The sequence below is a fragment of the Nocardioides sp. CCNWLW239 genome, from assembly GCF_037137035.1.
In the GTDB taxonomy this organism is placed as follows: Bacteria; Actinomycetota; Actinomycetes; order Propionibacteriales; family Nocardioidaceae; genus Nocardioides.
Map to the genome: position 1 here is coordinate 123,806 of NZ_JBBBNW010000002.1, position 13,548 is coordinate 137,353.

Here is a 13,548-nt window from a genome sequence, read left to right on the forward strand (position 1 = left end):
CTGCTGGGTCCGCCGAAGCACGGAAAGCCTGCCACTGCGCCGATGGTTCATCCCAGATCAACGCACGTGTCGCGCTCTCGCCATCCCCGGGCAGGACGCTTGCTCCATGAAGATGGCGCTGGTCACCGAGAGCTTCTTTCCTACCGTCGATGGTGTCACAACCACGGTGAAGGCCATCGCCGACCGCATGATCGAGTCCGGCCACGACGTGCTGCTGGTCGCACCCGGCCCCGGCCTGTCCGTCTATCGCAACAGCCGGGTCGCCCGGATCTCACCGATCGCCAAGACCGGCCGCCAGGTACGCGGCGCCCTGGAGTCCTTCGAGCCGGACGTCGTGGTCGCCTTCGACCCCGGTCGCCTCGGCCGCCGGGCGCTGTCGTCACCGACGGCGGCCGGCGCGACCACGCTGGTCGTCCAGCAGTCTCCCCTCTCCCCCAAGGCGGCACTGACCTGGAACACCTCGATCGCCGCGTATGCCGATGAGATCTTCGTCACGAGCGAGTGGCTGCGACGTACCCTCGCTGCGATCGACGTTCCCGCCGAGGTCTGGACCCCCGGCGTCGACACCGCCGCCTTCTCGCCCAGCCTGCGGGACGACTGGCTCCACCGGCGCTGGTCCAAGGCCAAGTCCCGTCCCACCCCGCTCGTCGTGGTCGGCTTTGCGGGCGGCCTGACCAAGAGCAACGGCGTACGCCGCCTCGCCGAGCTCACCTCGGTGCCCGGCATCCGCCTGGTCATCATCGGCGACGGGCCGCAGCGCGGGTGGCTCAAGCAGCGGATCCCGCAGGCGAAGCTGACCGGTCCGCTGGGCACCGGCGACCTGGCCATCGCCCTGGCCTCGCTCGACGTACTCGTCCACCCGGGTGACGAGGAGGGATGCGGCCACATCCTGCGCGAGGCCGCGGCCAGCGCCGTCCCGGTGGTCGCACCGCGCGCCGGCGCGGCGGCCGAGATCGTCCGGCATCTGGAGACCGGCGTGCTCTACGACCCGGCCCGCAGCCGAGAGCTCGCCGACGCGGTCGCCTCGGTCGTCTCCGATCCTCGTCGACACCTGCTCGGGAGCCGTGGTCGCGAGCTGGCCGCCACACGTCCGTGGACCGGTGCCGTCGACGAGCTGCTGGCCCGTCTGGTCGCGCTGGACGACGACGCACACCCTGCTGTTAGGCTTGCCTAACTCCCCACGAAGATACTCGTCAGTAACCCCGCGCGCCCCAGCAGAGACTGAAATGTCACATACTCCCTGCGTACAAGTTCGGGTAGCGGGAGTAGTAGCGTGCGTGCCGTGGCAACCACGACTCTGATCAAAGGCGCGCGGTCGACGCGCTCGACGATCGCCCTGAAGCTCCTTATGGCGGCCAGCGGCATCGTCTTCATCCTGTTTGTGCTCGTGCACATGTACGGCAACCTCAAAGCCTTCAGCGGCGAGCTTGCCTTCAATGAGTATGCCGAGCACCTGCGTACGTTCGGGGAGCCGATGCTGCCGTACGGCGGCCTTCTCTGGATCATTCGCGTGGTGCTCCTGGCCTCGTTGGTGGCGCACGTCAGCTCGGCGGTGGCGCTCTCCATGCGTGCCCACGCGCAGCGACCGGTGAAGTACGCGGTGAAGAAGAACAAGGCTTCGTCGCTCTCCTCGCGCACCATGCGCTGGGGCGGCGTGGCCCTGCTCCTGTTCGTCGTGTGGCACCTGCTCCAGTTCACCATCGTGAAGATCAACGTGGGTGAGGGCGGGCAGACTCCGAACGTCACCGAGAACCCCTACCAGCTGCTGATCAACGCGTTCCAGCCGGAGCAGTGGTGGATGGTCCTCATCTACCTGGCCTCGATGCTCGCGCTCGCCTTCCACCTGCACCACGGCACCTTCAGCGCCATCCAGACGCTCGGGTTCACCAACACCGCTGAGTCGCGTGCCAGGGCCCGCATCGCCGGCTGGGTCGTCGCGATCGTGGTCGCCGGCGGCTTCTCGCTGGTTCCCCTGTTCACCGTCTTCGGCGTCATCTCGTAAGGACATCTGACACACATGGCTGCTGGAACCCACTACCTGCCCGGCCTCACCCCGACCAACGAGGCCCCGGTCCAGAAATCCGACGACGCCGCCGGCTACTACGTGCTCGGCGACAAGCTCGTCGACCCGAAGGCCCCCACCGGTCCGATCGCGGAGCGCTGGACGACCCGCAAGTTCGAGAACCGCCTGGTCAACCCGGCCAACCGCCGCAAGCTGTCGGTCATCATCGTCGGCACCGGCCTGGCCGGTGGCGCTGCTGCCGCGACGCTCGGCGAGGCCGGCTACAACGTGAAGTCGTTCTGCTACCAGGACTCCCCGCGTCGGGCCCACTCGATCGCCGCCCAGGGCGGCATCAACGCCGCCAAGAACTACAAGGGCGACGGCGACTCGGCCTACCGGCTCTTCTACGACACGGTCAAGGGCGGCGACTACCGCGCCCGCGAGTCCAACGTCTACCGCCTCGCCGAGGAGTCGGTGAACATCATCGACCAGTGCGTGGCCCAGGGCGTCCCCTTCGCCCGCGAATACGGCGGCCTGCTCGACAACCGCTCCTTCGGTGGCGTGCAGGTGTCGCGTACGTTCTACGCCCGCGGCCAGACGGGGCAGCAGCTGCTCATCGGCGCCTACCAGGCCATGGAGCGCCAGGTCGCGGCCGGCACGGTCGAGCAGTTCACGCGTCACGAGATGCTCGAGCTGATCGTCGCCGACGGCAAGGCCCGCGGCATCATCGCCCGCGACATGGTCACCGGCGAGATCGAGACCCACCTGGCCGACGTGGTCGTGCTCGCCACCGGCGGCTACGGCAACGTCTTCTACCTCTCGACCAACGCGATGGGGTCCAACGTCACCGCCACGTGGCGTGCGCACCGCAAGGGCGCCTACATGGCCAACCCCTGCTACACGCAGATCCACCCGACCTGCATCCCGGTGACCGGCGCCCACCAGTCGAAGCTGACCCTGATGTCGGAGTCGCTGCGTAACGACGGCCGCATCTGGGTGCCCAAGAAGGCCGAGGACTGCGCCAAGGACCCGCGCGACATCCCCGAGGAGGACCGCGACTACTTCCTGGAGCGGATCTACCCCTCCTTCGGAAACCTGGTCCCCCGCGACATCGCCTCGCGTGCCGCGAAATACATGTGCGACGAGGGCCGCGGTGTCGGGCCGGAGGTCGACGAGACCCAGGCCGACGGCTCGGTGAAGAAGTTCCGTCGCGGCGTCTACCTCGACCTGGGTGCCGCGATCGAGCGCCTCGGCAAGGACGCGATCGAGGAGAAGTACGACAACCTCCTCGACATGTACGAGCGGATCACCGGCGAGAACCCCTACGAGGTTCCGATGCGGATCTACCCCGCCGTCCACTACGTGATGGGCGGCCTGTGGGTCGACTACGAGCTCTCGACCAACATCGAGGGTCTCTACTGCACCGGCGAGGCCAACTTCTCCGACCACGGCGCGAACCGCCTCGGCGCCTCGGCGCTGATGCAGGGCCTCGCCGACGGCTACTTCGTGCTGCCGAACACCATCCGCGAATACCTCGCCGACGGCCCGTTCGAGGCCATCTCCGAGGACCACCCGGCGGTCGTCGAGGCCAAGCAGTCGGTCCAGGAGCGGATCGACAAGTTCATGTCGATCAACGGCACCCGCTCGGTCGAGTCGATCCACAAGGAGCTCGGCCAGATCATGTGGGAGTACTGCGGCATGGACCGCAACGCCGAGGGTCTCAAGAAGGCCATCGGCCTGATCCGCGAGCTCAAGAAGGAGTTCTGGACCAACGTCAAGGTCCTCGGCTCGGCCGACTCCCTCAACCAGGACCTCGAGAAGGCCGGCCGCGTGGCCGACTTCATCGAGCTCGGTGAGCTCATGTGCATCGACGCGCTCAACCGGCGCGAGTCCTGCGGCGGCCACTTCCGGTCCGAGTCGCAGACCGAGGACGGCGAGGCGCTGCGTCACGACGACGAGTTCGCCTACGTCGCGGCCTGGGAGTTCGGCGGCGAGGACGGCGCCCCGATCCTCCACAAGGAGGACCTGATCTACACCGCCATCGAGATGAAGCAGAGGTCGTACAAGTGAAGCTCACCCTCAAGATCTGGCGGCAGGCCAACGCGTCCGACAAGGGTGCGCTCAAGACGTACGAGCTGGACGGTGTCTCCTCGGACATGTCGTTCCTCGAGATGCTCGACCTGCTCAACGAGCAGCTCCTGCAGAACAACGAGGAGCCGGTCGCGTTCGACTCGGACTGTCGCGAGGGCATCTGCGGCATGTGCTCGCTGATGATCAACGGCGAGGCGCACGGCCCGGAGGTCACCACGACCTGCCAGCTGCACATGCGCTCGTTCAAGGACGGCGACACGATCACCATCGAGCCGTGGCGCGCCGCGTCGTTCCCGATCGTCAAGGACCTGATCGTCGACCGCTCCGCGTTCGACCGGATCATCCAGAACGGCGGCTACATCTCGGCCAACACCGGCTCGGCCCCCGAGGCCAACTCGGTGCCGGCTCCGCGCGACAAGGCCATGCGGGCGTTCAACACGGCCACCTGCATCGGCTGCGGCGCCTGCGTCGCCGCCTGCCCCAACGGCTCCGCCTCGCTGTTCCTCGGCGCGAAGATCACCCACCTCGGTGAGCTGCCGCAGGGCCAGCCGGAGCGCTACTCGCGCGTGCAGACCATGCTCGCCCAGCACGACGCCGAGGGCTTCGGCGGTTGCACCAACATCGGTGAGTGCGCCGCCGCCTGCCCCAAGGAGATCCCGCTCGACGTGATCTCCCAGCTCAACAAGGACCTTCGCAAGTCGATGATCCTCGGCTGACGACAGGTTCACTCTCCAGGGCCGTCCTCCCGTGAGGGAGGGCGGCCCTGTGCGTTCGTCTAGGTATGCAGCACAAGGAACACATCCCGTGCGGAGTTCCGCACGGGATGTGTTCGTTCACCTGCATACCTTGACGAACGGACCGCTCACGCGACGGTCAGCTTGACCTCGATGTTGCCGCGGGTGGCGTTGGAGTAGGGGCAGACCTGGTGGGCCTGGTCGGCGAGCTGCTGGGCGGTCGCGGCGTCGGTGCCGGGGATGGTCACCTCGAGCTGCACGGCGAGACCGAAACCGCCCTGGCCGTTGTCACCGATGCTCACGTCGGCGACGACCTCGGAGTCGGTCATGTCGACCTTCGCCTTGCCGGCGACGAGCTTGAGCGCGGAGTGGAAGCAGGCGGCGTACCCGGCGGCGAAGAGCTGCTCGGGGTTGGTGGCGCCACCGGCACCGCCCATCTCCTTGGGGATGCGGACGTCGGCGTCGATGAGACCGTCGGTGGACTGTACGTGGCCGTTGCGGGCGTCGCCGGTGCTGACTGCGGAAGCTGTGTAGATCGGTGTCATGTGCACAACTATATTGCGCACAACTTAATCGCGCAAGGGAGTAGACTGGTCGATGTGTCCGGACGTACCTATCCGCAGCTCGCGCTCGACCTACAGCTCTGTTTCCCCCTGTACGCAGCGACCCGCGCCGTCACGAAGCGCTACGTGAGGCTGCTGGAGGGGACGGGCCTGACCTATCCGCAGTATCTGGTGATGCTGGTGCTCTGGGAGGCCGACGAGGCGTTGACCGTGACCGCGCTCGGCCAGCGCCTGCGGCTCGACTCCGGCACCCTGACTCCGCTGCTCAAACGACTCGAGGCCGCCGGCCACCTGCGGCGCGACCGTGATCCCGGCGACGAGCGCCGGGTGCTGGTCAGCCTGACCGATCAGGGCCGGGCGCTGGAGGAGCAGGTCGCCGGCGTACCTCAGCAGCTCGGGGCGTCGATGGGGATCACCCGTGACGAGGCGCTCGCCCTGCGCGACCAGCTCACCGAGCTGGTCGACCACCTCGACACGGCCGACTCCGCCTGAGGGATAGATCTATCCCCGGGTCAGCAGCCGCTGGACGCCCAACTTGATCAGCAGGCCCCCGAGGAGCACATCGACGACCACGAGCACCGCGTGGGCGATGTAGTAGGGCTTGGGCCGGGTCTGCTCCGGGTCCTTGGCGGTCTTGACGAGGTTGCGGCCGAAGTTGGTCCAGATCGCGATCGTCCAGATCCCGATGACCAGGAGGAGCGCGCCGTCAGTCTTCTCGAGCTTCATGGACACGACTCTCTCATCCGAGGTCAATCCGCAGTGATGCGGGTGATCACGTCGATGCATCGTCGGAACTGGCTGACCGAGGCCGGGTTCCGCCAGGCGAGCATCTCGAGAATCCAGTCGACGGCGTACGCAGGGGTCAGTCCGGCCTCGGCGGCGACCGGGTCGGCGACCCGGGCATAGCCCTCGCGAAGCAGGTCCAGGCGATCTGCGAACGGGTCACGCGCCGACACCAGCCAGCGACCGACATCGAACGCCGGCGCGGCCGCTCCGGCGAACTCCCAGTCGATCACGCCGACGATCCGGCCCTCGTGGACCAGCAGGTTGGCCGGCATGAAGTCGCCCTGGGCGAGCACGTACGGGACGGCCGGACGGGCCGTGATCTGCTGGCGCAGAAAGGCGACACCACGCTCGAGAACCGCAGCCGCGGCCGGGCCGAGCGTCCGCGTGACGGTGCGCGTGACCGTCTCGACATCTCGATCCTCCGGCCAGCGCAGCTCATGCCGGACGCCTCGGTCGAGGTCGGGCTCGACGCTGTGGACCAGCGCCATCAGCTCGCCGGCGTCGACGATGCAGCGGTGGAGATCCGCCTCGGACAGATCGCCGACGAGCGTGTCGAGCGACCGGCCCGGCAGGTGCTGCTGCACCGAGAAGGAGAGCACCTCGCCGTCGCGCTCGAGATGCTCCAGCCCGAGAATCTCCGGCGTCGGCACACCGATCGCTCGCGCCTGGGTCATCATGTGGGCCTCGTCGACGAACCATGGCGTCGGGTGTCGCGCGATGCGTACGACCACGGCCACGTCTCCGCCGAGCTCGGCACGGTAGGTCTCGTTCATCCCGCCGCCGGTGAGAGGTACGAGCTGCTCGAGGTCGCGTCCACAGACCGACCTGAGGACCGAGGCGACGAGCGGGCGAGGCGTGGCCACCGTTCAGCTCACACGGGGTCGCTCTGCTCGTCCTGCTCCGCCGGGTTCGCCCCGACGTAGGCATAGGACGCGGCGTACAGGATCACCATGGAGGTGTAATGGATCCAGACGACCAGGATGAGGGCGATGCCGAAGGCCTGGAACGCCGGCTGGCCCTGGGTCGCCTTCAGCAGGATGGTCGAGGCCTGCTTGAGGATCTCGAAGCCGATCGCGCCGATCAGCGCTCCGGCCAGCAGCGGACGTTTCGGGGTGTCCTTCTGGGGTGCCAGGTGGAACATCGCGAAGAAGAGCACGGTGTTGGCGGCCAGGCCGAGCGCGAGCGTGAGGAGGACGATCAGCCAGCCGAAGCCTTCGTCGAGCCCGATCCAGTCGAGGACGTTGACCGAGAAGGTGCGTACGAGACCCGTGAAGGCGACCGCGACCAGCAGGATCACGCCCAGCACGACCAGAGCGACCAGGTCGCGGGCCTTCGCCGCCAGGAAGCCCGGCTGGGCGTCCTCGGGCACCACGAAGACGATCTGGAGCGCCTTGCGCAGGCCGTCGACGAAACCGAGGCCGGCGTAGAGCAGACCGAAGACACCGATGATCCCGACGGTGCCGGCAGCACTCTCGATGTCGGCGATCTTCAGCTGCCCGGGGCCGTCGCCGACGAGACCGGGCAGCACCTGATCGATCGCCTCGACCAGGTCGCTCTCGGCACCGGCGTACACCTTGGCGATCTCGCCCACGGCGAAGAAGGCCAGCGCGAGGATCGGGAACGTGGACAGGAACCCGAAGTAGGTCATCGCCCCGGCCTGCTGGGCCGCGCCGACCTCGCCATAGTGCTCCTGCGTACGCAGCACCCGGTCCAGCGCCGGGAAACGAGCCCGCAGCTCGGCTACCTTCGCCTTGATCTTCTCCATCCCGAGATCCCCCATCCGTCGAACGTGGCCGGGACGCGAGCACGCCTCAGCCGGTCAGTGCAGCTCTCAGTGCGAACTCCCTGGTCGGGCGCCACCCCTCCGTGTCGTCGTGGACGTAGAGGTGGAACTCCTCGACCGACCACTCGCACTCGAAGTCGGCCAGCTCACCGAAAGCCTTGTCGAGGCTAGCGTCGGGAAGGTCGTGAGCGATCGTGACATGCGGGTGATACGGGAACGTGAGCTTTTGGTCGAGCGGACCCTGCCGGACGGCGTTGGCCAGCTGCTCACAGCCCGAGATGCCCTGCACGACGGCCACGAACACCACCGGCGAGACCGGCCGGAACGTGCCCGTGCCACGTAGATGCACGCTGAACGGAGCGACCCTCGAGGCCGCGGCCTCGAGGTGGCTCTCGACATCCGGCAGGAGATCGTCGTGGATCTCCGTCGGTGGCACAAGAGTGATGTGCGTCGGGATCATGGTCGCCGTCGCGTCCCCGAGAGACGTCCGGTAGTCCTGGAGCTGACGTGCCCATGGCTCCGGGATAGCGATGGCAACACCGATGGTGCGCATGCGCCGACCTTACTAGCCGAGGGGCCGGTCGGGGGACAGAGTGGGGGCCACCAGGCCAACCCGCTCGTAGACATCGGCCAGAGTCTTGCGAGCGACCACGCCTGCCTTCTCCGCACCCTGCTCGAGGATGCCGTCGAGATAGGCCCGGTCCTCGAGGATCTCGAAGGTCTTGTCCCGGAACGGCGTGACGAAGTCGACGACGACGTCGGCGAGATCCTTCTTGAGGTCGCCGTAGCCCTTGCCGGCGTACTTGCCGACCAGGGTGTCGATGTCGGAGCCGGTCAGCGCGGAGTAGATCCGGAGCAGATTGGAGACGCCCGGCTTGGCGTCCTCGTCGAAGCGGATCTCCATCTCCGAGTCGGTGACCGCGGAGCGGATCTTCTTCGCCGAGACCTTCGGGTCGTCGAGCATGTCGATCAGGCCGTTCGGGCTCGAGGCCGACTTGGACATCTTGATCGTCGGGTCCTGGAGGTCGTAGATCTTCGCGACCTCCTTGAGGATGTAGGGCTCGGGGAGGCGGAAGGTCTTCTTGTAGCGGCTGTTGAACCGCTGCGCCAGGTCGCGGGTCAGCTCGAGGTGCTGCCGCTGGTCCTCGCCGACCGGGACGTACGCCGGGCGGTAGAGCAGGATGTCGGCGGCCATCAGCATCGGGTAGGAGAAGAGGCCGACGGAGGCGGCACCCTCACCGCCCTTGGCGGACTTGTCCTTGAACTGGGTCATCCGCCGGGCCTCGCCGAAGGAGGTGATGCACTGCATCACCCAGCCGAGCTGGGCGTGCTCGGGGACGTGGGACTGGACGAAGATCGCCGACCGCTCCGGATCGACACCGGCCGCCAGGAGCTGGGCGGCGGCCCGCCGCGTACGCTCTCGGAGAACCTTCGGGTCCTGCTCGATCGTGATCGCGTGCAGGTCGGCGATGAAGAAGAACGGCTCGTGCTCGTCCTGCAGGCTCACCCACTGTCGGACCGCGCCGAGGTAGTTGCCGAGGTGGTAGGAGTCCGCGGTCGGCTGGATGCCGGAGAGGACCCTGGGCCGAGTCGTGGGAGCGGTGCTTCCGGTCATGGTGCGCATTCTGTCAGCCAGTCGCCGAAAGGCTCGAAACGACAGTGGATCCTGCCCGCGGCACCTGATCTGCGTGCCGGCCATGGGCCTCGGCGCCCCCCGTGATCAACGTCGAGGACCATGGTCGCCCGCAGTCGTGAAGGCCACGGGCAGGATCCGCATGACCCATCAACGACAGACCCTCAACGGGGTTACCGACGAAGTGCATCCAATTTCTTACGAGTTTGTGGACGTCTTGAGAGTCTCTGCTCGGCGTGGATTCGCTGACCGGCCAGTTCCCCGTTTCCAGCGGGACAACCGCCCCTGTTAACGTGGTTGGCTGACCCGCGGATCCTCCCAGGGGTCCGCAGCCTCGGGGCCAGCAGCCGTTTCGGCCTCGAGGCCAGGCGACCCTCGAGGAGATCTGTGAACCCCACGTCCGCTGCCAATGCACGCATGCTGCTCGCTACCGATCTGGACGGAACCTTCCTGGCCGGCGACCCCGAGGCGAAGGTCAAGCTCTACCAGACACTGAGCCGCCGCGAGGACGTCCTGCTCTCGTTCGTCACCGGTCGTGGACTGGAGTCGGTGCTGCCACTGCTGGCCGACCCGACCATCCCGACACCCGACTTCATCATCTGTGACGTCGGGGCCACCATCGTGACCGGACACGACCTGCTCGCGGTCGAGCCCATCCAGCAGGAGATCTCGGCCAAGTGGCCGGGCGAGCTCACGGTGCTGGAGAAGATCGGCGACCGCCCCGGTCTGGTGCGCCAGAACGTGCCCCAGGACCGCCGGGTGTCCTACTTCTGCGACCCCGAGGCGGTCACCGACGACCTCGCACCGCTGGTCGCGGAGATCGGCTGCGACCTGCTCTACTCCCTCAGCCACTACCTCGACGTGCTGCCCGGCGGGATCAACAAGGGCCACACGGTCACCAAGCTCGTCGAGCACCTCGGCATCCCCCAGGACCGCGTGCTGGTCGCCGGCGACACCCTCAACGACCTGGCGATGTACGACATCGGGTTCCAGGGCGTCTGCGTCGGCGAGGCCGAGGACAAACTCCTCGACGCGACCCGCGACCAGGAGCGTACGTTCCATGCGACCGCCCCCGGCACCGGCGGGATCCTGCAGGCGATCCGGCACTTCAACCTGCTCGACGACGAGCACATCTACGACCCGGAGAACGACGCCGACGACCCCGGCAAGTCCGACCTCGTCATGGTCTACCACCGCCTCCCCTACGACGAGGTGATCGAGGAGGGCGAGGTCAAGCGCCGGCGACCGAAGTCGCCCAACGGGATCATCCCGACGCTGCTGTCCTTCTTCACCGAGCGCACCGGATCGTGGGTCGCGTGGTCGATCGACGACCCCAAGCGCGGCAACTTCGCCACCCACACCGTGGTCGACCCCAAGCTCTACCCCGGTCTGGTGGCCTCCCGGCTGCCGCTGTCGAAACGCGACGTCGACGTCTTCTACAAGCGCTTCTCCAAGGAGGCGTTCTGGCCGCTGCTGCACACCTTCTGGGAGCGCGCGAAGTTCAAGGAGGAGGACTGGCAGGTCTACTGCCGGGTGAACAAGGCCTTCGCCGAGCAGGCGGCGGCCGAGGTGGCGTACGGAGGCATCGTCTGGATCCACGACTACAACCTGTGGATGGTGCCGGCCTATCTGCGCGAGCTGCGGCCGGACGTGAAGATCGCGTTCCTGCACCACACCCACTTCCCCGGTGCGGACGTGTTCAACGTGGTGCCGTGGCGCCGCGAGATCATCGGCTCGCTGCTGCAGTGCGACTACATCTCCTTCCACATCCCCCGCCAGGTCGAGAACTTCGTCGACGTCGCCCGCGGCGTCGCACCGGTCGAGGTGATCGAGACGGAGGACTCCGCGCCTCGGTTCCGGACCTACGGCTTCGCCCTGGGCCTGGACACGATGCCGTCGGTGATCGACGTCGGCGGGCGCCGCGTGCACCTGGGCGCCAACCCGGTCAGCGTCGACACCGCGCGGATCGAGCAGACCCTCTCCTCGCCCGCGGTGCAGGAGTCGATCGCCCGGGTGAAGGACGAGTTCGAGGGGCAGCGGATCGCGCTGGCCGTCTCGCGGCTCGACTACACCAAGGGCGTGCTGCAGCAGCTCGAGGCCTTCGAGCGGGCGCTGCTCGAGGACCCGTCCCTGCTGGGTGAGCTGTCCCTGGTGCTGGTGTGCGTGCCCGCGGCCGGCGAGATGACCGTCTACAAGACGCTGCAGAACCAGATCGAGCAGGCGGTCGGGCGGATCAACGGACGGTTCTCGCGGATGGGCTGGATGCCGGTCCACTTCTACTTCCGGCCGATCCCCTTCGAGGAGCTGCTGGCCTATTACGCCAACGCCGACGTCATGTGGATCACGCCGCTGCGCGACGGCCTCAACCTGGTCGCGAAGGAGTACGTCGCCGTCCACGGCCTCCTCGGGACCAGCGGCACGCTGGTGCTCTCCGAGTTCGCCGGAGCGGCGGCCGAGCTGCGCGGTGCGGTCCTGACCAACCCCCACGACGTCTCCGACATGGTCCGGGTCTTCCTGCAGGCCGTCGACATGGACGAGGCCGAGGCCAAGGACCGGATGCGGGGGCTGTGGGACACCGTCCGCCACCACGACTCCAAGGCCTGGGCCGACGGGTTCCTCGCAGCCGTCGAGGCGGCCACCGCCGCGGACCCTTCCGACGAAGCCGACCTCTAGACCCTAGGCCGGGTCGGCGCGTCAGGACGGCGCCGGCTCGGCCGCACCCCTAGGCCCGGCGCCGGTGGACGCTGGTGCTCCACAGCAGCACCAGCAGTCCGGCGACGGCCAGGCCGGCGCCGACCAACGGCGCTTCGCGGGCGCTCCAGACGTCCAGCGCCAGACCGCCGGCGAAAGCACCGAGCGCGTTGGCGATGTTGAGGCTGGCGTGGTTCATCGCTGCGCCGAGGGTCACCGCGTCGTCGGCGACGTCCATCAGCCGCACCTGCAGGTTGATGACCAGCACCGACGCCACCGCGGTGGTGAGGAAGGCGACCGGCGCGAGCCACCATCCGGCCGGGGCGACCAGCCAGAAGAGGGTCAGCACCGCCACCATGCCGAGGCTGCTGGCGAGCAGGGACCCCATCACCGACCAGCGTGCCAGCTCCCCCGCGACCCAGGTGCCGGCGACCATCCCGGCACCGAAGGCGAAGACGAACCACGGCACCGCCCCCTCGGGCAGACCGGCGGTGCCGGTGACGATCGGGGCGATGTAGGAGTAGGCCGCGAACATCCCGCCGAACCCGATCGCACCCGCGAGCATGGTCAGCCAGACCTGCTTGTTGGTGAAGAACCGACCGGCCTCGCTGCGGCCGGTCGCGTTCGGGTCGCCCGGGAAGTGGGGCACCGAGAGCTGCACCAGGACCACGGTCAGCAGGGCGAGGCCCGCTGCGGCGGCGTACGGTGCCCGCCAGCCGGCGGTCTGGCCGAGCCAGGTGGCGAACGGGACGCCGATCACGTTGGCGACCGAGAGTCCGAGCATCACCAGGGCGACCGCCCGGCCGCGGTGCTTCGGTGCGGCCATCGACGTCGCGACGATGGTCGCGACCCCGAAGTAGGCGCCGTGCGGCAGGCCGTCGAGGAACCGCGCGACCAGGAGCATCTGGTAGTCGACGGCAACGGCGCTGAGCACGTTGAAGAACGCATACGCCGCCATCAGCGACAGCAGCAGCCCCTTGCGCGGAAGGTGGGCGACGAAGAACGACAGGATCGGTACGCCGATCACCACCCCGACCGCGTACGCGCTGATCAGGTGACCCGCCGTGGAGGTGCTGACACCGACGCCCTCGGCGATCTCGGGCAGCACGCCCATGGTGACGAACTCGGTCGTCCCGATCGCGAACCCGCCCATCGCCAAGGCGAGCATGGCGATCACGAACCGGACGGGGCTGACCGGCCTGACGGCGGTCTCGGGGCTGGCGGTGTCGATCACTACTGCCTAACCTTCGGCGATTTGCGGGCTA

13 protein-coding genes are annotated in these 13,548 nt (G+C 67.9%); 6 read left to right on the forward strand and 7 right to left on the reverse strand.

All coding sequences use genetic code 11. The features are described 5' to 3' along the window. Positions 1-106: 106 nt before the first annotated feature. The 4 genes from WBG06_RS06595 to WBG06_RS06610 all read left to right on the forward strand — a co-directional run bounded on the left by WBG06_RS06595 (position 107) and on the right by WBG06_RS06610 (position 4,809). Complete coding sequence (locus WBG06_RS06595) at positions 107-1,174, forward strand: glycosyltransferase (RefSeq protein WP_336735766.1); 1,068 nt, start codon at positions 107-109, stop codon at positions 1,172-1,174. A 108-nt stretch (positions 1,175-1,282) separates the two neighbouring features. Further along, the gene (locus tag WBG06_RS06600; protein ID WP_336735767.1) at positions 1,283-2,002 is read left to right on the forward strand and encodes a succinate dehydrogenase cytochrome b subunit; all 720 of its coding nucleotides are present in this window, start codon (positions 1,283-1,285) and stop codon (positions 2,000-2,002) included. A gap of 15 nt (positions 2,003-2,017) precedes the next feature. After that, the gene (locus tag WBG06_RS06605) at positions 2,018-4,072 is read left to right on the forward strand and encodes a fumarate reductase/succinate dehydrogenase flavoprotein subunit (protein WP_336735769.1); all 2,055 of its coding nucleotides are present in this window, start codon (positions 2,018-2,020) and stop codon (positions 4,070-4,072) included. Further along, complete coding sequence (locus WBG06_RS06610; protein ID WP_336735771.1) at positions 4,069-4,809, forward strand: succinate dehydrogenase/fumarate reductase iron-sulfur subunit; 741 nt, start codon at positions 4,069-4,071, stop codon at positions 4,807-4,809. Before WBG06_RS06605 ends, WBG06_RS06610 begins: the two co-directional genes overlap by 4 nt. A 146-nt stretch (positions 4,810-4,955) precedes the next feature. Here WBG06_RS06610 and WBG06_RS06615 read toward each other — a convergent pair whose 3' ends face one another. Further along, entirely contained in the window at positions 4,956-5,372 is a 417-nt protein-coding gene (locus WBG06_RS06615) for an organic hydroperoxide resistance protein (RefSeq protein WP_336735773.1), read from the reverse strand. A 54-nt stretch (positions 5,373-5,426) separates the two neighbouring features. Here WBG06_RS06615 and WBG06_RS06620 point away from each other — a divergent pair, with 54 nt between their 5' ends. Further along, on the forward strand, positions 5,427-5,882 hold the full coding sequence (locus tag WBG06_RS06620; RefSeq protein ID WP_336735775.1) for a MarR family winged helix-turn-helix transcriptional regulator: 456 nt from the start codon (positions 5,427-5,429) through the stop codon (positions 5,880-5,882). Positions 5,883-5,891: 9 nt separating this feature from the next. Here WBG06_RS06620 and WBG06_RS06625 read toward each other — a convergent pair whose 3' ends face one another. From WBG06_RS06625 to trpS, 5 genes are read right to left on the reverse strand one after another with little or no spacing between them, the layout of a single operon-like run. Then, the gene (locus WBG06_RS06625) at positions 5,892-6,116 is read right to left on the reverse strand and encodes an SCO4848 family membrane protein (protein WP_141791899.1); all 225 of its coding nucleotides are present in this window, start codon (positions 6,114-6,116) and stop codon (positions 5,892-5,894) included. A 23-nt stretch (positions 6,117-6,139) separates the two neighbouring features. Then, a complete protein-coding gene (locus tag WBG06_RS06630; RefSeq protein WP_336735777.1) occupies positions 6,140-7,039 on the reverse strand; it encodes a phosphotransferase family protein in 900 nt (299 codons plus the stop codon). Positions 7,040-7,047: 8 nt separating this feature from the next. After that, entirely contained in the window at positions 7,048-7,941 is an 894-nt protein-coding gene (locus tag WBG06_RS06635) for a YihY/virulence factor BrkB family protein (RefSeq protein ID WP_336735779.1), read from the reverse strand. A gap of 46 nt (positions 7,942-7,987) precedes the next feature. Beyond that, positions 7,988-8,512, reverse strand: a complete 525-nt coding sequence (locus tag WBG06_RS06640; protein WP_336735781.1) for a 2'-5' RNA ligase family protein — start codon at positions 8,510-8,512, stop codon at positions 7,988-7,990. Between the two features lie 12 nt (positions 8,513-8,524). Next, on the reverse strand, positions 8,525-9,574 hold the full coding sequence (gene trpS, locus WBG06_RS06645) for a tryptophan--tRNA ligase (RefSeq protein ID WP_336735783.1): 1,050 nt from the start codon (positions 9,572-9,574) through the stop codon (positions 8,525-8,527). Between the two features lie 435 nt (positions 9,575-10,009). Between trpS and ggpS the strand changes: the two genes are divergently transcribed. Beyond that, on the forward strand, positions 10,010-12,265 hold the full coding sequence (gene ggpS, locus WBG06_RS06650) for a glucosylglycerol-phosphate synthase (protein ID WP_336735785.1): 2,256 nt from the start codon (positions 10,010-10,012) through the stop codon (positions 12,263-12,265). Positions 12,266-12,314: 49 nt separating this feature from the next. Here ggpS and WBG06_RS06655 read toward each other — a convergent pair whose 3' ends face one another. Beyond that, entirely contained in the window at positions 12,315-13,517 is a 1,203-nt protein-coding gene (locus WBG06_RS06655) for an MFS transporter (RefSeq protein ID WP_336735787.1), read from the reverse strand. Between the last annotated feature and the right edge of the window lie 31 nt (positions 13,518-13,548).

Coding starts and splice junctions, on each gene's coding strand:
- WBG06_RS06605 (WP_336735769.1), top strand. CDS start 2,018: ATGGCTGCTGGAACCCACTACCTGCCCGGCCTCACCCCGACCAACGAG.
- WBG06_RS06595 (WP_336735766.1), top strand. CDS start 107: ATGAAGATGGCGCTGGTCACCGAGAGCTTCTTTCCTACCGTCGATGGT.
- trpS (WP_336735783.1), bottom strand. CDS start 9,574: ATGACCGGAAGCACCGCTCCCACGACTCGGCCCAGGGTCCTCTCCGGC.
- WBG06_RS06615 (WP_336735773.1), bottom strand. CDS start 5,372: ATGACACCGATCTACACAGCTTCCGCAGTCAGCACCGGCGACGCCCGC.
- WBG06_RS06640 (WP_336735781.1), bottom strand. CDS start 8,512: ATGCGCACCATCGGTGTTGCCATCGCTATCCCGGAGCCATGGGCACGT.
- WBG06_RS06635 (WP_336735779.1), bottom strand. CDS start 7,941: ATGGAGAAGATCAAGGCGAAGGTAGCCGAGCTGCGGGCTCGTTTCCCG.
- WBG06_RS06625 (WP_141791899.1), bottom strand. CDS start 6,116: ATGAAGCTCGAGAAGACTGACGGCGCGCTCCTCCTGGTCATCGGGATC.
- ggpS (WP_336735785.1), top strand. CDS start 10,010: ATGCTGCTCGCTACCGATCTGGACGGAACCTTCCTGGCCGGCGACCCC.